This is a genomic window from Candidatus Berkelbacteria bacterium (assembly GCA_016432625.1).
In the GTDB taxonomy this organism is placed as follows: Bacteria; Patescibacteriota; UBA1384; order 2-12-FULL-50-11; family 2-12-FULL-50-11.
In genome coordinates this window covers 133436-154859 of the sequence record CP066697.1, presented here as the reverse complement: position 1 = coordinate 154859, position 21424 = coordinate 133436, and the positions used below count along the sequence as shown (strand labels likewise).

Below are 21424 nucleotides of genomic sequence, written 5' to 3'. Positions count from 1 at the left end.
CAGTCAAAGCTCGGTTTCATTAGCACGCGCAATTATTTCCACCTCAATCGAAGCGCGAGCCTGCTGAAAAGCTTCAAGGAAGTTTAAGGCATCTGTTCCAGCAAGTCTTTCGATAGTTTCATCGATCTGCTCGAGTGCCGGTTCGAAAAAACCGCCGAGTACCATCAACCTGACGTCGGCTAGACATTTACCGAGCATAATCTCGCTTGAGCCTTGATAGCTTAGTACCTCGGCCGTTCCAAGGTCATCGTACGTCAGGTAGCTCTCCATGAACGCCTCCCTTTCGACAGGACCCTGGCTGGCTAATATCTCAATTGCTTGCCTGGCTTGGACCATGGCCTCGGTCTCAACAAAACCAAAGCGGGGGAAAAGCTCCTCGAGAGTAACACGTTCGGCGCTTTGTTCTTGACCGCCTTCTGCAATTTCAAGGTTGCTCGGTTCGCGCCATTCCTCGGGCGGTGACGTTTCGTCACCCGGTTGTGGCTCAGTCTCGTCCATAGCCAAAAGATACACCTTCCAATCACCGATACAACTCGTTGCGTTATCTGGTGTACGGCGGTAAGCTTGTGACTAGATGGGACTCTTTGGAGGGAAGAAAAAACAGCAGTCGAATTGGGCAATTTCTTTAGACATCGGCACGGAATTTGTTAAAGCCATCGTCTTTGAGGTTGTCGACGGTGTTGGCATAGTGCGTGGCGTTGGCCGCGAACGGCAGCGCCTAAGCGACATGCAAGGCGGCGGCGTCACCGACATCCACGGTGTAGCCCAAAACTGCGAGAAAGCCATCGAGCAAGCAGCAACTCAAGCCAAATACCTGCCAACAAAGGCGATCGTTGGTATCGCCGGCGAACTAGTAAAAGGCACGACCACTTCCGTTAAAGTAACCCGGGCTAATCCCGCTTCACAGATTGCCATGACCGAGCTGCAAGACATCGTTAACCAAGTCCAAGCCGAGGCCTTCCGCCAAGCCCGTGCCGAGCTTGCCCGAGAGACTGGCCTGGAAGAAATAGACGTTCAATTAGTGAACGCGGCGATAGTTTCAGTCGTGATAGACGGTTATAAGGTTTCTAACCCCCTCTCTTATCAAGGTAAGGAGCTTTCAGTCGGGGTCTATAACTCATTCGCCCCGATCGTACAGCTTGGGGCGCTGGAGACGATCGTGCGCGAGCTAGGTTTAGAGCTTCTGGCGGTCGCGGCTGAGCCGTACGCTGTGGCACGCTGCCTTGATGAAGAGTCGACGGATTTCGCGGCGATTTTTATTGATATCGGCGGCGGCACGACAGATATCGCCGTCGTACGAAACGGCGGCGTTGAAGGAACGAAAATGTTTGCCATCGGTGGCCGGGCGTTTACCAAGAGGGTGGCGGCGGTTTTGGGCGAGACATTCCCTGCGGCCGAAGAGTCAAAATTAAGGTACTCCCGTAACGAACTAGAGCCAGAGAAGGCCGAGCTCGTTAAGCACGCCCTCGGCAACGACATCAAGGTTTGGATATCCGCCTTACAACTTTCTTTAGAAGAATTCGATCAAGCCGACCTGCTGCCATCGAAAATCTTACTCTGCGGCGGCGGGAGTAATCTGCCAGAAGTGCGTACGGCACTGCTCGACAAAGGTTGGGTCAAGGGCCTGCCATTTGCCAGACAGCCCGATGTTCAGTTCTTAAAACCTGGCGACGTTGTTACAATGAAGGATGAGACCCAGTCCTTAACCGACCCCGCTGACGTTACCCCGCTCGCCTTGGGCAACGTTGGCCTCGATCTGGTCGGATCAGGAACGGTTTTAGAGTCAATGATGCGCAAAGCAATAACGGGGTTGAAACAATGATCGTCATAACCACTCACATTTCTCCTTCTGGGGAGTCGAAATAACATGGAACCAGTCTACTTAGAACCAGACGAAGAGATTACTTCCGTCATTGATAAACTCACTAAAGCTGGTGGAGGCAAGATTGGTATTGTGGTACCAAAAAACAGCACCCTCTTCCAAAGCTTGGTTAACTTAAAACTCCTCGCCAAACAAGCAAAAGAATCTAATAAAGAAGTGGTTATTATTACCGGTAATAAAGTTGGCCAGCGTCTAGCCGCCCAAGTCGGGATAGAAGCTTACGCTAGCTTGGGAACTGTTCGGGAAGTACCAAAACCCTCCTCGCCAACTGTTCAGCCGGCCACTACTAAGGACGAGGCGCTGCCTGACGGCACACCGATTCATCGCTACGTTCCACCGACAGTCATTGGCGGTGAAAAAACAGAGGCGCCAGAACAGCCCGTTGAAGCACCTATAGAAGAAGCTATCGAGGCTGAACCACCGCAACCAGCACCTGAACCAGTTGCAGTCGAGAAGGAAGAGACCGTCCAAGAGATAACCCCCAGCGAGCCGGTTCAAATTATCCCCCAAGATAGAGCGCCTGCCGAAGAACTGCCAGCGATAATTAGCCGTACTCCGACCGCGCGACGTGAATTCAATTTTCAAATGCCGTGGAAGTCATTGATTGCTGCTGGAATTCTACTCATTTTGGCCTTTGGCATCACCTATGTTTTATTACCGAAAGCAACAGTAACGGTAACGTTACCAGCTAAAGCCGTAGCTCAAACCCTAACACTTAACGCTAAGACGGTAGCTGACAGTGAAGCGACAAGTGTTGTCGGCAATCTACTGGTCGCGGAAAAATCACTAACAAAAGCTGTGACAGCCACTGGCAAAAAAGATATTGGCACGAAAGCAACGGGGACAGTTCCTTTCAAAAACTGTGAGGATAGTAACGCCCATGCCGTCGCCGCTGGCAGCAAAGTCACGGCCTCAGGTAAAACCTTCACCACAAATAGCGCCGCAACAATTCCAGCCGGGTCGTTTTCTGGCGGCGGCAGTGTTTGTAATTCATCTTCAGTCAATATCGCAATCACCGCCAGCGAAGCAGGCGAGGGTTATAACCTAGCGAACGTCAGCTTCGCAGTTAACGGGCTATCGAGCCGCATCAGCGGCACTGGTTCAACATCGGGCGGCACGACCAAACAGGTAACCGTTCTGACCAAAGAGGACGTTGATAAAGCCTACGCCGAGCTAGAGAAGCAGGCCTTAGACGAAGCTAAAGCTGAGCTAACCACAAAGGCCGCGGGTCAAACTTTGCTTGATGGAGCGATCAACCAAAACATCAAAGAACGCTCCGTCGACAAGAAAGTGGATGATCAGACTGACACCGCCACCGCTAAATTGGTCGCTGAGCTCTCGGCGATTGTTTTCGACAAAGAGGTAGCCAAAGCCAAACTCAAAGAAGCTCTTGAGGCTCAAGTAGAGGAAGGCAAGAGGCTGGAAGTCCCTGAGGGATCGGAGCCGGCCATTGCTTTCAAAAGTTATTCCGAAGACAAAACGGTCTTAAGCTTCGAGATTGCCGGTGGAGGGTACGGCGTGGCCGACATCAGTAAGAATGATATCTCCTCATCGATTCGCCACAAAACCAGCAGCGCCGCCGAAGCAGCTCTTAAAGATAACTACGAGGCAAGCGAAGTAAAAATATCAATGTCACCAAGCTGGTGGATACAGCGCTTACCGATCCTAAAGCAAGCGATCAGCGTTGAGTATGGTTTTAACGAAAGTGTTACCGCCCCAGCAGTAGTGCCGACGCCGGTTCCTTGAGATGAAGTATCTCGGGCTTGATATCGGACGCAAAGCTATTGGCATTGCCGTTGGCGAACAGCTCGCAAGTGAGCTCGTAACTTTACGCGCTGCAAAAGACGAAAATTTTTACCAAGAACCCGCCCGGGGCCGCTCCATGGGGGAGATTGGTAGCTTTGTCGAAACGGAAAACACTTCAGCGATTGTCGTTGGTTTGCCCGTCAAAGAAGACGGCAGCCATAGTGAGGAGTCGAAACTAATCGAGGCCTACGCCACGGAGCTGGAGAGTAAGCTTGGCATTAAGCTTTTCCGGGTTGATGAGACTCTGACCAGTTACATGGCCGAAGAACTACTAGAAGGGCAGGGCGCTGAGCGCAAGGAGATTGAAGAGCGGCGCGACCAACTGAGTGCTCAACTTATCCTGCAACAGTTTTTAGAGGAAAATGCGCCTACTTAAAATCATCGCCGTAATTCTATTTGTCGGTGTCGCAGTAATCGCCGCGATTTTTATCTCGTCGCTAGGTGCGGCGAACGCAAATTCCAGCGAGAACAAAGAGTTCCTCATCACCGCCGGCGAATCAACGACCGACATCTCCCAACGATTAGAAAAAGTCGGCCTCGTTAAGAATGGCTTCGCCTTCTACGTCTACATGAAATTAATCGGCGGTAAACTGCTACCCGGCACTTACGAGTTCTCGCCTTCGCAATCGGCGACGCAAATTGGTTGGCTATTAGGTTCAGGACGTTATAAAACGGCAAAAATTACGATTATCGAGGGCTGGCGGGTAACCCAAATGGCTGAGTATTTCGCTGAGGAGAAGAAGTTGAAGAATGTAGACGACTTCGCCCAAAAGGCTGTTCAGTACGAAGGCTATCTCTTTCCAGATACCTACGAAATAAAAGTGGACGCCACGAGCGACGAAATTATCGAATTGATGCGCGACAACTTCACAAAGAAGACGGCCGGACTGAAACTTACCCCCGAGACAGTCATCCTGGCTTCCATTGTCGAGCGTGAGGCCCAGAGCGAGGGCGACCGAGCACCGATTGCCGGCGTATACAGCAATAGAATTAAAAAAGGGATGCGCTTGGAAGCAGATCCTACCGTCCAGTACGCTAAAGGTTCGTGGAAAATTATCACTCGAGAGGATTATCGAAGCGTTACTTCTCCTTATAACACTTACCTAAACGATGGGTTCCCCCCAAGTCCGATCGCTAGTCCGGGACTAGCGAGCCTGAAGGCCGCGGCTGAACCTGAGGTTCATGAATACTTATATTTTTTCCACGCCAAAGGCCAAACTTATTTCTCTAAAACACTAGCTGAACACAGCGCAAAAGTGGCACAGTATCTTTAAATGACCAGTACAAGCTTGCTGGTAACGCTTTCGCCAGTTTTGCTCGCTATCGCTATCGGGGTATTGCGACGCGACCTTATCCGTTCGATGCTTTGGGCAGGACTATTGGCGATACCCGTACTCCTTACTTCGCCCTTAAGTTTTCATTACCTCGACTATCCGATCGGATTCATGAGGCTAATTAGCCTTTTTGCTTTTGGCGCAATCGCTGCTGCTGGATACGAAACAATATTTGGTAAGTATTTTAAAATTAAAGGTCGATCCCGCCGGCCACTGATTTGGATGCTAGCCGGGCCAGTAATTTTTCTTGTCGGTACAATTATCACCGGCCAAACAGTTGGGCCATTAATTTTTACTTTGCTGTTTGAGCTCTTGATCGTCCTGACAAGGCGCCGAGACCTAATCTGGGACGTTTTATTTTCCGGCGGCGCTATGGCACTGCTGCACACGTTGTTGCTTATTGTACTCGTTAGACTGCTTGGCTCGCCGCTTGGGGACACTTGGCTAGTTGGCTCAATATTTTCGGGTCTAAATGTCTGGGGCATTCCCGTCGAAGAAGTTGTGGTTGTCGCACTGTTCGGCGCGCTTTGGGGACCGATGTACCCGGCCTTTAAAGACCTCAAGCTTGTTTCATGAGGCACCACCCCAGGATAATTATCGGCATACTAGTTTTGTCCTTGTTTGCTATCGGCCTTATGCTGGGCGCGGCATCTCTGCTTATTAAGCCTAAAGTCGTAAGCGTTACGCCAAATGTCGCCGATGGTTTGTCGCTCGTGAGCGCAATCCGAGTAAGTTTTAACGTGCCGGTAGCTCGTCGCTTAATCAAAGCCGAGATTACGCCAGAAATTGAGGGGAGTTGGCATTGGGAAGGTGGGGTAAGCGGCCACTTGGCACGGACATTGGTTTTTGAGCCTGAAACTATCTGGAACCCCGATACTGAATATGAAATTGCCATCGATGGTGTGGCACGATTCGTTTTGCCTCGCGAGACCTCCGAAGAAAAGGTGGGCTTTCTAACGAAATCGCTCCCAACTATTGTCAGTGCTTCGGTCAGCGACGGGGAGAGCGCCCTGCCACCAGAATCCGAATTTGTGATGAAACTGGATCAGCCCCCTTCGGACCTCGTTGATTTTTACTTTCGACTCGAGCCGGAAACTGAGCTGTCGGTCAGCAGCGACCCCACAAACGACCAGTACGTCGTCCGGCCAACCGAACCTTTACGCCAAGGCCAGGAATATAAATTGCTAGCAGAAAGGGAGATTATTCACGGCACGCGCGCTAGCCAGACAGTGACTAGCCGTAGCAATAAGACGCTGGTCTTCCAAAGAATATTTCGTACCAAAACACCACCTCATATCTCAAGTTTCACCCCACAAGGCAGTGCTGTGCTGCCAAATACGAAAGTTATTAAGTTAAGCTTTTCGACACCGATGAAACGTAACGAAGTTGAACAGGGATTGCGTTTATCGCCATCCATTAAAGGTAGTTGGCGCTGGGAAGGTGATCAGTTACTAATATTTGATGTAGCAGAAACGCTACCAATCGCCACCACTTTTCAAATCGCCATCGCTAAAGGTGTCCATGCACAGGACGAATCTTTCTTAGAAAATGAGGTACAACTCGGTTTTTCTACAGTCGGCGCTCTCAAGGTTACTGGGGTGAAGCCGTCGGCCAAGAACGGCGTCGGCGTTGATACTTCACTAACAGTTAGTTTCGACCAACCAATTGTTGCCGAGTCGCTCAAAAGTAAACTGCATCTTGAACCAGCCATTGATTTTAGCATCGAGACCGGGACAAGCAACCTCACCGTTAAGCCGCGCGTGCCACTTAGCTACAACACGTCATATAGATTGATCATCGATCGCGGCGCTGAACCAACTTTTGGTTTACCGAGCACTAACGATTACGCTTGGAGTTTTTTGACAGAAGAAAAAGTTGTTTTATTAAACATCGCCTGGGATCGGCAGGATCGTGCGCTATCTTGCGAGGCCGCAGCGCTGAAGATGGCTCTATCGGGTAAGGGCGTCAACGTCAGTGAAGATGAGATAATGTCGCGTGTCGGCTTTGACCCAACGCCGCGGAGTGGTGACACTTGGGGCGATCCAGACTCAGCTTTCGTCGGCGATATTAACGGCGCTCAAAATACCACCGGCTACGGTGTGCACTGGGGGCCAATTGCCAGAGTTGCAAATACCTGGCGACCATCACAAGCCGTAACTGGTATGAGCGTCACGGAGGCAGCCCGAGAACTCGAGGCTGGTAACCCAATCGTTATTTGGGGCGTGACAGGACCGGCTTATTACGATCCGTGGCATACCCCATCCGGACGAAAAGTAGAGGCCTGGAAGGGCGAGCACGCGCGGACCCTCATTGGCTTTAAAGGCAGCGCCGACAATCCGACAAGTTTTGTCGTAAACGACCCGTTAGCCGGCCGAATCACTTGGTCAACGGCCAAGCTAAAAGACAATTGGGCGACTTTCGGCAATAGCGCGGTAGTCATACGCTAATGGCAAGAATCGGCCGTCGTCGCAAGACTTTATTGTTTTTCGTGGCGTTACTTGTCTACTCCACTATAGTCGGACTACTTTTACGCGACCGCTATAGCGAGTTTGTGGCCGGTTTGGACGTGCCGAATACCACCGTTCACGTCGCTAAGCCGACCCCGCAGGACGACCCCTTAGCTTTACCGCCGGTTGTCAAAGAGGTACCAAAAGAAAAGGATCTGTCAGTGCCCTTTCTAGTTCAAGCACCGTTTGGGGTGTGGGACGAGTTACACGGCGAAGCCTGTGAGGAAGCTAGTTTAATGATGGTGAAATATTTCATGAACGACGAAAAATTCTCCTCACTCCAAGAGGCCGATCAGGAGATTAAGGACTTAGTGAGCTGGCAAACTAAAAATGGCTATAAAGTCGACGTCACTGTCAGCGAGCTGGCGCGGATTGCCCGCGATTACTACTCGATGAACGGAGCGAGAGTCATGGAGAGCCCGACCGTCGAGGAAATTAAAACCGAGGTGGCTAGCGGACGACCGGTTATCGTTCCAGCCGCTGGACGGCTCCTCGGTAACCCCAATTTCACCGCTCCCGGACCGCCATACCACATGTTGGTGATTCGTGGCTATAACGAAACTGAGTTCGTCACCAATGACCCTGGCACACGACGCGGTGAGGGCTATAAATACAAGTTCTCCACAATCATGGAAGCAATGCACGACTGGAACGGGAGTGTTAACAATATTGAGCAGGGACGTAAAGCGGTACTTGTCTTTGACTCCTAGAGCTAACTCTCCTAGAATGCTAACAACATGTTCAACCGTTTCTGGGGGATGTTTTCGCATGACATCGGTATCGATCTGGGCACAGCCAACACCTTAGTTTATGTCCGCGGCAAGGGCATCGTTATTAACGAGCCTTCCGTTGTCGCGCTCAACCAAAAAACCAAACAGATCCTGGCCATTGGCCAAGAAGCACAAGTTATGGTCGGTAAAACGCCGAGCCATATTGTTGCGACACGGCCACTAGTAGATGGCGTCGTGTCTGACTTTGAAGTTACCGAGCAGATGCTGAAATACTTTATCGACCGGGTGCATAAAGAAGGCTTCTCACTTCTGCCGCGGCCGAGGGTAATTATCGGCATCCCTTATGGCGTCACTGAGGTTGAGCGTCGAGCTGTAGAGGAAGCGGCAATTAACGCCGGGGCTCGCCAAGCTTTTCTCATCGAGGAGCCAGTTGCGGCCGCGATCGGCGCGAGGTTGCCAATTCAGGAAGCGGTTGGCAACATGATTGTCGACATCGGCGGCGGCACTACCGAAGTAGCGGTAATCTCAATGGGCGGCATCGTTGCCTCACGTTCCGTTCGTACCGCCGGCGACGAGATGAACCAAGATATCATTAATTTCGCTCGGGATAATTTCAACTTACTACTCGGCGAGCGTACCGCGGAAAAAATCAAAATTGAGATCGGTTCGGCATTCCCAACCAAAGAAAAATACGAGCTGCCGATGCGTGGCCGTGACCTTGTGACAGGACTACCGCGCGAGGTAGTGATTAACGACGAACAAGTGCGGCGAGCTATCGGTAAATCAATCGCCGTTGTGGTCGAGGCGGTGAAAGCTACAATAGAAGAAACACCACCAGAGCTGCTAGCGGACATTATGGAGCGCGGCATAGTTCTCGCCGGTGGCGGAGCCTTGCTGAAAGAGCTCGACACTCTGATCTCTCAAGCGACTCAAACGAAAGTCTTCATTGCCGATGATCCACTGACGTGTGTGGCGCGTGGTACCGGCGTTGTCCTCGAAGATTTGGAAACTCTCGAGAGCGTCCTACTCTCTAGCGCGCTAAAATAGGTTTATGCAAACACCCTCACGGCAAACTAAGGGGAGTGACAGCCAATGAGACGCTGGCTGGGCCGACGCAGCACCTTATTTGGCGCGATTATTTTAATCGTTGTTCTAAGCCAATTTTCGTTCTTCGCGCCAGTTCGTGACACTTTGCGCACCGCCTTTGGTGCGCCGACTAACTTTTTCCACACAGTTGGCACACGTTTCAAGAATGCTTTTGGCGTGCTCTTTGCCGTTCAAGATTTAGCCAAAGAGAACACCAGCCTTAAAGAACAAAACATCAGCCAGGCCGCCGAGATTGCTAAACTGTCTTTCGCGTTAGGCGAAAACGAACAGCTTAAAAGAGATCTGCAATTTGAGCGGCAACGCCAGGATCTACAGCTAAAAGCTGCTAATGTCGTTAACTACTCACCGACGAACCTGTATCAATCGATCACCATCAATAAGGGGAGTAACGACGGAATAAAAACCGGCCAAGCTGTGATCTCAAGTGGCTACTTAGTTGGCAAAATCAACAATGTTTCCAACTCGACAGCCGAAGTTTGGCTGCTCAGTAACCGCAACTTACTAACCCCAGTCCTACTCAGCGACAGTCAGACCGTTGGGTTACTGAAGGGCAGTATACGGGGTCTGGTTGTGGAGAATATTCCGCTCGACACCAAAGTCGCTAAAGGCACGCCCGTTGTAACTTCGGCGCTTGAAGGTCTTTACCCGGCCGGCATCGCTTTAGGCCAGGTCGAAGAAATAATCTCCGCCAAAGAAGAGATATTCCTAACCCTAAGGATCTCTACCCCAATTAACCCAAGTAATTTAACAACGGTCTATGTCGTAGAATCCTAGATGGTGTTGTTGCAACTAATTTTGGCCTTTATTGTCTTATCCCTAGAGCTTGGACCGCTCGGCAGACAAGGAACTAACGGCGGCGTCATAAGTTTGGCGGTGCTTGGCGTGTGGGCCTTCACTTGGTTCGTTGATCAGAAAACCGGGCTGCGCTGGGCTGCTCTACTCGGCGTCGCTTTCGATTTAATTGGCTTCCTGCCTTTCGGCAGCTGGCTTATCACATTGATAGCCTGTTGCTTCGTGACGGATCTACTCAAAAGCCGTTTCTTCGAGGTGTCCTCAATTATGCTTGCCCTAGCGACCTTAGCCTCTGTTTCAGTACTGGCGGCTGTAATTCTAAGTGCGTTCGCTGGTTCGTTTGATCTTATGAGCATTCTATTCAGCGTGCTTGCCAATGTAATCGCCGGCGTGGTCACATACTATGTGCTAGCCTTCCGGTTCCGCTTCTTACAACGCTGGACCGGCCGGAGACTCTAATGAAATTCATCAAATGGCTTTGGAAGTTAGTTTGGCACCCACGAAGTTTAATGCGACCCAGCGACAAAGGGTTATTCGACCCGTTCGTACCGATCACCTCACTTAAACGGGTGGAGAATGAGTACCAAGCCGACTACAAGCTGACAAATGTCGACGAGGACTTTGAGCGTATTATGAGCGGCTACGGTAGCGCCAACGGCGACTTCGATGAAAACGTTGAACAGTTGCCAGGGTTCCTGTTATTCAAGGCCGTCGTTATCGTCGTCGCCCTAGTGTTGGGGGTACGCCTAATCGGGCTGCAGATTACCCAAGGCGAGGAGAACTACTCGTTAGCCGAAGGTAACCGCCTAGAGACAAAACCGACACCGGCCCCACGGGGTTTAATCTTCGATCGTAAGGGCGTGCCGCTCGTACGCAACGAACCAAGTTTTACTATCGAATTGGACCCGGCCGACTTCCCCAAAGACAAAACCAAGCGACAGGAATACCTCGCTAAGCTTAGCTCGGTTCTAGGTCGCTCGGTCGAGGAACTATCGACGCTGATTTTACCTAACTTGAATAAGGAAACCGTCGCGCTAGAAGAGGGCATCGACCGCGACCGTGCCTTATCGCTTGAGGTCAAGCTTTTTGGCCTGCACGGCATTGTTCTTAACAAAACCCCGAGTCGGCGCTACGGCGACCTGCCTGGATTGGGGCACTTAATCGGCTACATCGGCAAAGTTACCGCTGAAGATTTAGAAGACCGTCAAGAGCTGCTAAGCACTAGTTTGATAGGTAAATCGGGGGTCGAGCGCAGTTACGATACGGAGCTACAAGGTTTACCGGGAACCGAAACGCTCGAGATCGATTCGCTTGGCCGAGCAGTACGACCGATCGGATCCACTTTGCCGGTACCAGGCAAGTCATTGATCCTAGGTCTAGACGCAGAGATACAACGAGTGACTGCTGAAGCCTTGAGAGCATCTATTGAGAAGAATGGCGCTACTAGCGGTGCGGCAGTTGCTATGGATGTGCGTTCCGGTGATATCATCGCAATGGTTAGTTTCCCGACCTTTGACAACAATCTATTCTCTTCCTCAGTTAATAGTGAGGAGCGGAAAAAAATTCTTTCCGACCCTGGCGCCCCACTAATCAATCGCGCAATCGCAGGCCAGTACCCGTCTGGTTCAACAATCAAGCCGTTTGTTGCCTCGGCCGCTTTGCAAGAACGAACTATTTCTGCGAGCACCGTGATAGACACTTCGGAAGGTAAAATTGTGGTCGGCCAAACGACATTCTCTGACTGGAAGACCCACGGCAGGAGTAACGTTAAGCAAGCAATTGCTGAGAGTAACAACATCTTTTTCTTCGCACTGGGCGGTGGCTATAAACAGGTAACGGGCTTGGGCATTGAACGGTTAAAAAATTACCTTGAGAAATTCGGTTTCGGTGCCGCCACGGGGATTGATTTAGGTGAAGGTGCTGAAGCCAAGGGTCTAGTTCCAAGCCCCGACTGGAAAAAGAGAGTTAAGAAAGAGAGCTGGTTCCTTGGCGATACTTACAACACATCTATCGGCCAGGGCAACTTGCTGGTGACACCCCTGCAGCTTGCCAGAGCCACAGCTTCGATCGCCAATGGCGGTAAATTATTACAACCTAGGGTAGTTAAAACCGTCTTGGCCGCTAACGCTAGCCAGACCAAAGATCGCGACCCAGTGATTTTGAAAGAGCAGATAATGGACGAGGAGGTGCTTCAGATTGTGCGTGAGGGAATGCGCCAAGCCGTGCTCTCTGGCTCAGCACGATCTTTTAGTAGCCTCCCTATAGAGGTAGCGGCTAAAACTGGTACAGCGCAAACCTCCAAATCTAAAGATAAAACCCACTCTTGGTTTACCGCATTTGCGCCCTACAATAATCCCGAGATTGTTGTTTCTGTAATCGTCGAGGGCGGCGGCGAGGGCTTTGCCGTGGCAGCGCCGGTTGCCAAGAATACCATCGAGCGCTATTTCAACCTACCTCTGACTCCGATCGTCCCTGCTAATCCAGTTCAAGAGAACCAGTAATTTTGTCACAAATTACAATTGAATCGCTCTATTGCTGTGTTTCTATTGTATTAAGCGCCTAACTTGGCATAGTGAATTGTGTAAATATATAAAAAGCTCTAGAGAGGAGTAGGAATGTCACCATTTCTATTACAGAGACTTTACGAAAATATTAAGCAGGTCATCGGCAAGTCAATCGCCATTACCGACCAACGCGGGCAGGTCTACGATACGGCTAGCGATTTTGCCAGTCGAAAACGATTCTCCCTTAAAGAGACCTTGCGGGCCGACGTCCACTCCTTACCGATAGAGGGTGAGGAGGAGTTACAGGCAGTGCCAATTTTTGTCGACGGTAAATTCTACGCCATGGTCGTGACTGAAATTTCTGGTGAAGACTTACAGATGATCCAAATAATTAACAGCCTCGCTGAGCTCGTCATCCATCAGTTCATTCTTACGCACCGTCCTCGACCTGATGCTGTGGACTTACTCTTAACCCGTGTTGCCTACAAACCGCTCTCGATTGACGCCGAAGAGTTAGAGCAACAACTCCTTGCCCTCGGGTATCGGCTTGATTTACCACGAGTCGCTCTGGCCATCGAGCTGAAGGGGTTCTGGGACAATTACCTGCACACCGCCGGTCAGCCCCTCGGCGATAAAGGTGATTTGATTGCGGCAAAGAAGAGAGATATCGAGACCAATCTAAACAGTTTCTTCAGTCGCAATAAAGATAATCTGATCGGCTTTCTTGGCGGCGATACGTTCCTGGTGTTGAAGGACCTTTACGACACCGACTACACAAAGTTCTGCGCGTTGATGGAAAAACAATTCGCAGAGATTACCTCGTCACTCCGGAACGTCTACATCAAGGAAGTGACGATCGGTATCGGTACCCCCTCAACCTCAGCGAATGGTTTATTACGCTCCGTTCAGGAGTCAACCCAAATCCTTAAGATCGGCAAACGGATCACCGGCACCGACCAAGCTCACCGTTTCGAAGGCCTGGGGGTTCTACCCTTGCTGCTAAGCGGTACCGACGAGCAAAAGCGCGACTATGCCAAACACCTATTCGACAAGCTAGACGATCCCGAGCTTGTCGATACTTTGGAGGCATTCTTAGCTGCTAACCTCAACCTCACCCAGACCGCCGAGCAGCTAAAGGTGCACAGAAATACCGTCATCTACCGTCTCGACAAAATTAACGAGAAGCTTGACCGTGACCCAAGACACTTTGAGGACGCTGTCGAACTGTATGTTGGGAGCCTATTCAAAAAAGTCTTCGGGGAAGAGGCCGGGTTTTAACTCCACCTCCTACTCAGATAGATACGACCGTTCTGCCTTAGACTGTTAAGAGCCAGCTACGAGCCGAGCTCCGGCCTATTTTTGATGGCGAGCGCTTGCTTAATGCGAGCAGTAAGAGGCGACTATTACGATAGTTCCAGTCGCTTCTTAATTATCTCCACCATTTCGTCCGGGGTGTGATAAGACTTCACGAGGTAGTCAATCGCACCAAGCGATAGAGCCAACTGCTTGTCCTTATCCGACTGTTCACTGCCCAGGTTGGTAAGGACGATTACCGGCACATCTCTTGTTTCCATGTTGGCTTTGAGACGGCGCAGGACCTCGAAACCGTTGATACCAGGCAAAAGGATATCTAGAAGCACTAAATCGATATTGCCTTTCTCGGCAACCTTAAGTGCGTCCTCCCCGGTTTCAGCAGTAACTAAATCAAAATCCTCCTCCTTAAAACGTTCCTCGTACAGATCGATTAACAGCGGCTCATCCTCAACCAGTAAAACTTTTTTGCTCATATTTTTCTCCTTAATTTAGTGGCTTAGGATTCTCCGTCGCCGGGAACTGCACCGAGAAGGTTGTTCCTCTGCCCATTCTACTATTCACACTTATTTTTCCACCTTGTTTTTCTACAAATGACTTAACTATAAAAAGTCCTAAACCCGCTCCTGATTCTCGGATTTGGGCAGTGTTGTGAGTACGACGGAACTTCTCGAAAATCACATCGTAGTTTTTGGAACTTATTCCAATTCCCGTGTCCTGAATATGGACGATAATGCGCGGCTCGCCGTTCGTTTCAAATTTGTCTAGGTAGACCCTGACCGACCCCTTGTTTGTGTACTTGAGAGCGTTATCAATCAAGTTCGTGAATACCTGGTGCAGCTTTTCTTCGTCGGCAGTTACCCACGCCTCAAAACCCGGGGGAACATAGCTAAAGGCAATGCCCTTACCTTCAGCTTTGGTTTTGAGATCACGCGTCACTCTGTTCAAGATCTCTCTAAGATTCACTGGCCGTAAATTAATGCTCAAACGATCCTCTTCAATTTGAACGGTACGCAATAAGTCTTCGGCTAGGCCGGCTAAACGATTATTAGCCTCGGCGGCGCGGCGCAAGTAGGTCTTCTGCGAATCGGTTAAGCCCGTTTCGTCTCTTGAGAGCAGGCTCAAATAGCCCTTAATAGCTGTAATCGGCGTCCGTAGTTCGTGGGTAGCGATAGAGATAAACTCATTTTTTCGCTCCTCTTGAGCCTTGAGCTGGGTGACGTCTCTGACTATCAGAATCGTTTGAACTATTCTATCTTCCGCTTGGCGCATAAACGAACCTGAAACATTGACCCAACATCGTTTACCGTCGCGGCTAATTATCTCAAACTCTCGATTGAAAACATTCCTTAAAGGCGTTGAGAGGTAGATATTCATCAGGTCTTTCAGCCAGTCGGCCTCTTGATCCCGACGGAAGACCGCTTGATAAGGCTTACCGGTTGCCTCGCGAGGAGAGTAGCCTGTTAACCGCTGCATTGGCCGGTTCCACAGCGTGACGTTCAGGTTCGCGTCAAGGACCGCCATACCCTCGCTAAGATGGTGCGTAAGCAAGCTTAGGCTCTCCGCCTCTCTTGCTAGCTGCTCCGCCATACCACTTATTCTGACTCTGAGAGCGAGGACTCGTTGAATAAGTTGCATTGTATTGTTCTCGGCGTTGCTTAGCTCCGCCTGGCTAAGTAGAACAATCTGAAAACCGTTGCGGCGCTCGCCAAGCGGGAGGCAATAGGCGTAGCGATACTTGGCGCGAAGCTTCTTCTCCCCGACCGGAATGGTTTTCACGACGCTATCTCTAGCGCTAGTTAGTCGATGAATGAACGCCGACTCCAGGAGGTTTAACGCTCGCTCACGATTGAGCGTCCCGGCCACCAGAGCAATGGAGGTTGGGGTGCTCCTCACGATAAAAACCGCGTTTGCCGATAAGAGACGCGACAAAGCGAGCACCAATTTTCCGAACATTTCCCTGAGATCAACTCGAGTATCGGTGATGAGTTTTATCAAAGAATATTCACGGCTGCCAGGAAGAATACTCGCGTCTCCCACGTGAAGGCGTTGTAGTAGTTTCTCCCACGGGGGTAGAGCCGTAACCTGTTTTGCGCTCATCGGGGCAATTGTAACTCGACATTTGGAGGATTTCACTAGGAGATACCACTTCTCATAACAACTCTTAACCTCGGCCTAATGTAAGACCGTAGGGTTTGAGGCTTGACATGTTGAAAAATGTTTTGCTAAGATCTTTCTGTTAATGGCTAGTTTCACTTCTTGGGGTGGCGAGTTATTTTCATACGAAAAGCTCGCCAGTTAATTTTTTTTAAGAAAGGTAATTATGAAAAGAGAGATACTGATTACTCAAGAGGGCCTAGATAAACTCCAAAGCGAGCTCAAAGAACTCGTCGACGTTCGTCGTCCTGATGTTATCGGTCGTATTAAGTCAGCCAAGGAATTGGGCGACTTGTCAGAGAACGCTGAGTACTCTTCCGCCAAGGACGAGCAGTCTTTCATCGAAGGACGCATTCAAGAGCTTGAAGACGTCATCAAGCACGCCAAAGTGGTGGCTGATGGTAAAGGTGACGGCAAAACTATTCAAATTGGCTCAAGTGTCACTGTTGAGGTCGAGGGTGAGAACGACAAGTTTGAGATCGTCGGACCAGCCGAATCAGACCCAGCGAGTGGCCGAATTTCCACCGACTCACCTGTTGGCCAAGCTTTGATGGGCCGCAAAGAGAAGGAGACCGTTAAGGTCAATACACCGGACGGTGACGTCGCTTATAAGATAGTTTCCATCGCTTAGAACTTGCTTTTGGTGGGTTAGCGCTTCTGGTACACTACAGGGGCAATGTTAGACCCCGAAATCCTTCGCACAAAACCAGAGCTAGTCAAAGCCTCAATCACTAAACGTGGCGGTAATCCCGAACTTGTTGACGCCTTTCTTGAGCTTGATCGAAGTTGGAAGGCGGCTTTACAAGAAGCCGAGCAGTTACGTCAAGAAAGAAATCAGCTAACCGCCAGCAAAGAATTAGCCCAGAAAAATTCGGCGAAGCTTAAGAAACTCAAAGAAAAATTACAGAAGCTCGAGTCGAAGGAACGGGAAGTGGCCGAGCGCCGACTGGATGCATTATCCCTAGTCCCACAAATTTTATCCGACGAGGTTCCTGTTGGCGAAGGCGAGTCGGCTAATATCGCCATCCGAAACGTCGGGCGAGTACGACTTCAAACCGGCAAGACCCACGACGAATTAATGGAGGCCTTGGGCTGGCTAGATAGCGCTACCGCCGCCCGAACAAGTGGCGCTCGATTCCGTTTCCTCAAACGCGACGCCGCATTAGCTCATATGAAACTTATGAATCTCGCCCTTAACTGGGCCGTACGGAACGGCTTTACGCCCGTTATACCTCCGGTCTTAGTACGTGACGACCTATTACTTAAGACCGGCTTTTTCCCAGTTGGCCGTGAAGACACTTTCAAGGTCGAGGAGCATTTCTTAACTGGAACGAGTGAACCACTTTTAGTAGCGCTCGGTTCAGAGCAAACCCATCCCGTCGATAAACTGCCCCTCCGATTCACCGGATTCTCCACTTGTTTTAGGCGCGAAGCCGGATCCTACGGCAAGGATACTAAAGGGATGTTTCGGCAGCACCAGTTCGATAAGGTAGAGATGGTTTCAATTTGCCGTCCTGAAGAATCGGAGAAAGAGCATCAGCGATTAGTCTCTTTACAAGAAAAATTTGTGTCGCAGTTTGATGTGCCCTACCAGATGGTCTTAGTTGGCAGTGGGGATCTCGAGACAAAAGCGACTAAAAGATACGATCTAGAGTCGTACTTCCCTGGTCAGGCAAGATATCGCGAGACACATTCTGCCAGTAATTGCGGCGACTACCAGGCTCGCTCGTTTAATATCAAGGTTCGCGACAAAGACGGTGAAGAGGTTTACGCTCACACGTTGAACGCCACCTTAGCCACAGAGCGGCTGCTGCTAGCTATAATCGAAAATCACCAGCGGCCGGACGGTAGAATTGATCTGCCACGAGCACTACGTAGCTGAAGTTGATGGGTTTTCTTTCGCGGGTTTTTGGTGACCCAAATCAAAAGGAAGTCGGCCGATTTACTGGCTTTGTCAACAAAGTCAACTCACTCGAAGCAGAGCTGGAGAAGCTCAGTGACGAGGAGCTGAAAAATACTTCGCTAAATCTTAAGGAAGAAATTAGTCAGCAGGCTAGGGTAATCTGGGACAGCGCCCAAGTTATCGATGATCGTCCAGAGCGCAATAAGCAGCTCAAAAAAGCCCTCAACGAACTGCTTGAGCCCTACGAAGCGCGCGCCTTCGCTCTCGTCCGAGAGGCTTCGAAGCGGGCGATCGGCCTGCGTCATTACGACGTCCAAATTATCGGTGGCGCCGTCTTGCACCAGGGTCAAATAGCTGAGATGAAAACCGGCGAGGGTAAAACCCTGGTTGCAAGTCTAGCTCTCTACCTTAACGCGCTAACTGGCCTCGGAGCGCATCTCGTCACTGTTAACGATTATCTAGCACGACGTGACGCCGGTTGGATTGGGCCGATTTACGACTTCTTGGGCTTAACCGTTGGCGTTATCGGACCGCAGTTCGCTTTGATTTATGACACCAAGTTCACGAGCGAAGAAGATAACGAACGCCTAAAGCACCTTCGACCTTGCGCTAAGCAGGATGCCTACCGGGCTGACATTACTTACGGCACTAATAACGAGTTCGGTTTCGACTACCTACGCGACAACATGGCCCAAGACCCGACACAACTCGCGCAACGCGAATTGGCCTATGCCATTGTCGATGAAGTCGACTCAATCTTAATCGACGAGGCTCGAACGCCGCTTATTATCTCCGCCGCCTCAAGCGAATCGGCTGATCTTTATGCCCAGTTTGCCGTTCATATTAAACAGCTCAAAAAAGACATCGACTACAAGACAGACGAGAAGGCCCGTACTTCTTCCCTTGAACCAAGCGGCATCCACAAGCTCGAACAACTGTTGGGAGTTCCTAATCTTTATGATCCCGAGAATGTTCGCCTTGTTCATCACGCTGACGTCTCGCTAAGAGCCGAGGCGTTATTCGCCAAGAACCGCGATTACGTCGTTAAAGACGGCGAAGTAATAATCGTTGATGAGTTTACTGGTCGGATGTTGCAAGGACGGCGCTATTCGGGCGGACTGCACCAGGCCATTGAGGCTAAAGAAAAAGTTAACATCAAAGAAGAGTCGGTAACGCTGGCGACGATCACTTTTCAGAACCTATTCCGGCTCTACGGCAAGCTGGCCGGTATGACCGGTACAGCCGTTACTGAAGCCGAGGAGTTTTCGAAGATTTACGGCCTGGAAGTCGTCACAATTCCGACACATCGACCTAATCAACGCATCGACCGTGAGGACGCAATTTATAAGTCAGAGGGAGCCAAGTTCAACGCGGTCGCCAAAGACATCCAGGCAATTAACGCTACCGGTCAACCGATTTTAATCGGTACAGTTTCTGTGGCGAAATCAGAGAGGTTGTCACGAATCCTTAAGAACCTTAAGGTGCCTCACACGGTTCTGAACGCTAAGCATCACCAAAAAGAGGGAGAGATTATCGCTCAGGCTGGACGATTGGGCGCCGTGACTGTCGCAACGAACATGGCCGGCCGTGGCGTTGATATTATTCTCGGTGGGGCAGCGCCCGCGAGCACTGCCAGCGACAAAGATATTGAAACCTGGGAGAAGGCGCATCAGGACGTGCTTGAGCTTGGCGGTTTATTTGTTGTCGCCACCGAGCGTCACGAATCACGGCGAATCGACAACCAGCTCCGTGGCCGATCCGGACGTCAAGGCGACCCGGGCGCTTCGCAGTTCTACCTCTCAATGGAGGACGACTTGATGCGAATCTTCGGCGGCGACCGGATGAAGGGCCTAATGGAGCGCCTAAATATGCCTGACGAGGTTGCAATTCATAACAAACTGTTAAGCCGGGCGATAGAGCAAGCGCAAAGCAAAGTGGAGACTCACAACTTTGAGATCCGCAAGCATTTAGTGGAATACGACGACGTCATGAATAAGCACCGCGAAGCAATCTACCGTTCACGCCATCGCGTCTTGCACGCCAAATCCCCCGAGGCCGCGGAGCAGCTTCACGCTTCAATCATGGAGAGCATGTCGCAAGAAGAAGGCGAGGAATACAAGAAAAAAATAAAGGACTGGCAGCCAGAACTGCTTTTCAGTGTCGAGCGCGCCGTAACACTTCGGGCAATTGACGTTCTCTGGGTAGAGCATCTGGGTACGATGGAGGATCTGCGCGAAAGTATTGGCCTCAGAGCGCACGGCCAGCGTGATCCTTTGGTGGAATACAAACAGGAAGCGTACAACTTATTCACTCTGCTACAGCAGAACATCAACAGCCAAATTCGAGAGATGCTACTACACGTCCAGATCGAGCCGCAAGCACCACCGCCAACTGTCGAAACCGGACAGCCGCGAACGGTTTTGAGCGGTCCGGACAAGGGCGAGGATAAGCTCCCGGCCACGAAGAGCGACCTGAAAGTTGGCCGTAACGATCCGTGTCCGTGCGGCGCTGTTAATCCCGAAACGGGGCGGCCGTACAAATACAAAAACTGCGGCCTCGTTAACGCACCGCATCACCGTGGCTAATGACGGTCAATTTCGAAGATCTCTTTGAGCAAGCTTGGCGCATTGAAATGAGCGGCCACGTTACTGACGCGGTGGCGGCATATCGAGATATCGCCGAGTTGAGTAGAGAAGATCACGACCGTCCTCATCATATGAAAGCGATACTCGGCGCTGGCCGTAGCGCTGCAATGGCAATTTCTCCTGATGCGAGAAGCTACTACCGCGACTCCTTGGCTTTATTTTCAGAAGGACTCCAAGAAGCTATCCAGCTGCAGGACCAGGTTGCTACCGGGGTAATCTACCACGAGATGGCCCGAGCTGCGGACGCCGCGGCCGATTTTGCAAGCGCCGCAGTTTTCTTTCAGAAAGCGCTCGAAACGCTAGAGAAAAACGAGGCGATAGGCGAGCTTGCAGCCACTTACGCCGACTTAGGTAGCCATTTAAGTCGCCTCGGGCAGCTGGATGGATCAATTCAAATGCTCGAAAAAGCTCTCAGCCTTTTTAATAAGGAGCCGCTCTCAGGGTTTTATCAGGCGCGAGCGCGAGTGGATTTCGCGATAACAAAGCTGCGCAAAGAAGATTTTGATTCTGCTAAGCGATATCTGGAAGAGGCGATTAGCTGGTTCGAGGCTGATCACGGCAGGGATCGTTACACTCACGACCTAGCACGTACCCAGGGTTTGATGGCAATCATCAGTCGCCGATCGGGTGATGGCGAAGCGGGTAGGAGATCGCAAGCTAAAAGCGATCGATCCCTTAAAGACCTGGAGGCGATTGTGGCTAGTCGGATTCAAACAGAACTCCGCTTACTCGAGCGAGTTTGACC

General features: G+C 50.7%; 19 protein-coding genes. 16 read left to right on the top strand and 3 right to left on the bottom strand.

Annotated features, from left to right (window positions below):
* Positions 1–3 precede the first annotated feature (3 nt).
* Positions 4–498: a hypothetical protein gene (locus tag HY845_00865; protein QQG51885.1), complete on the bottom strand. Its 495-nt coding sequence runs from the start codon at positions 496–498 to the stop codon at positions 4–6.
* Between the two features lie 76 nt (positions 499–574).
* Here HY845_00865 and HY845_00860 point away from each other — a divergent pair, with 76 nt between their 5' ends.
* The 12 genes from HY845_00860 (at position 575) to HY845_00805 (ending at position 13941) form a co-directional block, all read left to right on the top strand.
* A complete protein-coding gene (locus HY845_00860; GenBank protein ID QQG51884.1) occupies positions 575–1822 on the top strand; it encodes a rod shape-determining protein in 1248 nt (415 codons plus the stop codon).
* A gap of 45 nt (positions 1823–1867) precedes the next feature.
* Positions 1868–3628: a hypothetical protein gene (locus HY845_00855; GenBank protein QQG51883.1), complete on the top strand. Its 1761-nt coding sequence runs from the start codon at positions 1868–1870 to the stop codon at positions 3626–3628.
* 1 nt (position 3629) lies between these two features.
* The gene (gene ruvX, locus HY845_00850) at positions 3630–4064 is read left to right on the top strand and encodes a Holliday junction resolvase RuvX (GenBank protein QQG51882.1); all 435 of its coding nucleotides are present in this window, start codon (positions 3630–3632) and stop codon (positions 4062–4064) included.
* The gene (mltG, locus tag HY845_00845; GenBank protein ID QQG51881.1) at positions 4051–4962 is read left to right on the top strand and encodes an endolytic transglycosylase MltG; all 912 of its coding nucleotides are present in this window, start codon (positions 4051–4053) and stop codon (positions 4960–4962) included. The genes ruvX and mltG overlap by 14 nt, the downstream gene beginning before the upstream one ends.
* Positions 4963–5598 carry a hypothetical protein gene (locus HY845_00840; GenBank protein QQG51880.1) on the top strand — a complete coding sequence of 212 codons (636 nt, stop codon included), beginning with the start codon at positions 4963–4965 and terminating at the stop codon, positions 5596–5598.
* Positions 5595–7469 carry an Ig-like domain-containing protein gene (locus HY845_00835; GenBank protein QQG51879.1) on the top strand — a complete coding sequence of 625 codons (1875 nt, stop codon included), beginning with the start codon at positions 5595–5597 and terminating at the stop codon, positions 7467–7469. Before HY845_00840 ends, HY845_00835 begins: the two co-directional genes overlap by 4 nt.
* The gene (locus HY845_00830; protein ID QQG51878.1) at positions 7469–8239 is read left to right on the top strand and encodes a C39 family peptidase; all 771 of its coding nucleotides are present in this window, start codon (positions 7469–7471) and stop codon (positions 8237–8239) included. Before HY845_00835 ends, HY845_00830 begins: the two co-directional genes overlap by 1 nt.
* Positions 8240–8266: 27 nt before the next feature.
* Positions 8267–9307, top strand: a complete 1041-nt coding sequence (locus HY845_00825; GenBank protein ID QQG51877.1) for a rod shape-determining protein — start codon at positions 8267–8269, stop codon at positions 9305–9307.
* A 45-nt stretch (positions 9308–9352) separates the two neighbouring features.
* Positions 9353–10141, top strand: a complete 789-nt coding sequence (gene mreC / locus HY845_00820; GenBank protein QQG51876.1) for a rod shape-determining protein MreC — start codon at positions 9353–9355, stop codon at positions 10139–10141.
* Entirely contained in the window at positions 10142–10618 is a 477-nt protein-coding gene (locus HY845_00815; GenBank protein ID QQG51875.1) for a hypothetical protein, read from the top strand.
* A complete protein-coding gene (gene mrdA / locus HY845_00810) occupies positions 10618–12660 on the top strand; it encodes a penicillin-binding protein 2 (GenBank protein ID QQG51874.1) in 2043 nt (680 codons plus the stop codon). The genes HY845_00815 and mrdA overlap by 1 nt, the downstream gene beginning before the upstream one ends.
* 114 nt (positions 12661–12774) lie before the next feature.
* The gene (locus tag HY845_00805) at positions 12775–13941 is read left to right on the top strand and encodes a helix-turn-helix domain-containing protein (protein QQG51873.1); all 1167 of its coding nucleotides are present in this window, start codon (positions 12775–12777) and stop codon (positions 13939–13941) included.
* A 125-nt stretch (positions 13942–14066) separates the two neighbouring features.
* On the opposite strand, the gene HY845_00800 is transcribed toward HY845_00805, so the two are convergent.
* Positions 14067–14450 (bottom strand): response regulator, encoded by a 384-nt coding sequence (locus HY845_00800; protein ID QQG51872.1) that lies wholly within the window; start codon positions 14448–14450, stop codon positions 14067–14069.
* Positions 14451–14460: 10 nt separating this feature from the next.
* Positions 14461–16074, bottom strand: a complete 1614-nt coding sequence (locus HY845_00795; protein QQG51871.1) for a PAS domain S-box protein — start codon at positions 16072–16074, stop codon at positions 14461–14463.
* Positions 16075–16294: 220 nt separating this feature from the next.
* Here HY845_00795 and greA point away from each other — a divergent pair, with 220 nt between their 5' ends.
* The 4 genes from greA to HY845_00775 are packed head-to-tail and all read left to right on the top strand — an operon-like array spanning position 16295 to position 21422.
* Positions 16295–16762 (top strand): transcription elongation factor GreA, encoded by a 468-nt coding sequence (gene greA, locus HY845_00790; GenBank protein QQG52144.1) that lies wholly within the window; start codon positions 16295–16297, stop codon positions 16760–16762.
* Positions 16763–16807: 45 nt separating this feature from the next.
* Positions 16808–18013, top strand: coding sequence for a serine--tRNA ligase (serS, locus tag HY845_00785; GenBank protein QQG51870.1), 1206 nt, complete (start codon positions 16808–16810; stop codon positions 18011–18013).
* Between the two features lie 2 nt (positions 18014–18015).
* A complete protein-coding gene (secA, locus tag HY845_00780) occupies positions 18016–20619 on the top strand; it encodes a preprotein translocase subunit SecA (protein ID QQG51869.1) in 2604 nt (867 codons plus the stop codon).
* Positions 20619–21422: a tetratricopeptide repeat protein gene (locus HY845_00775; protein ID QQG51868.1), complete on the top strand. Its 804-nt coding sequence runs from the start codon at positions 20619–20621 to the stop codon at positions 21420–21422. Before secA ends, HY845_00775 begins: the two co-directional genes overlap by 1 nt.
* Positions 21423–21424: the final 2 nt, after the last annotated feature.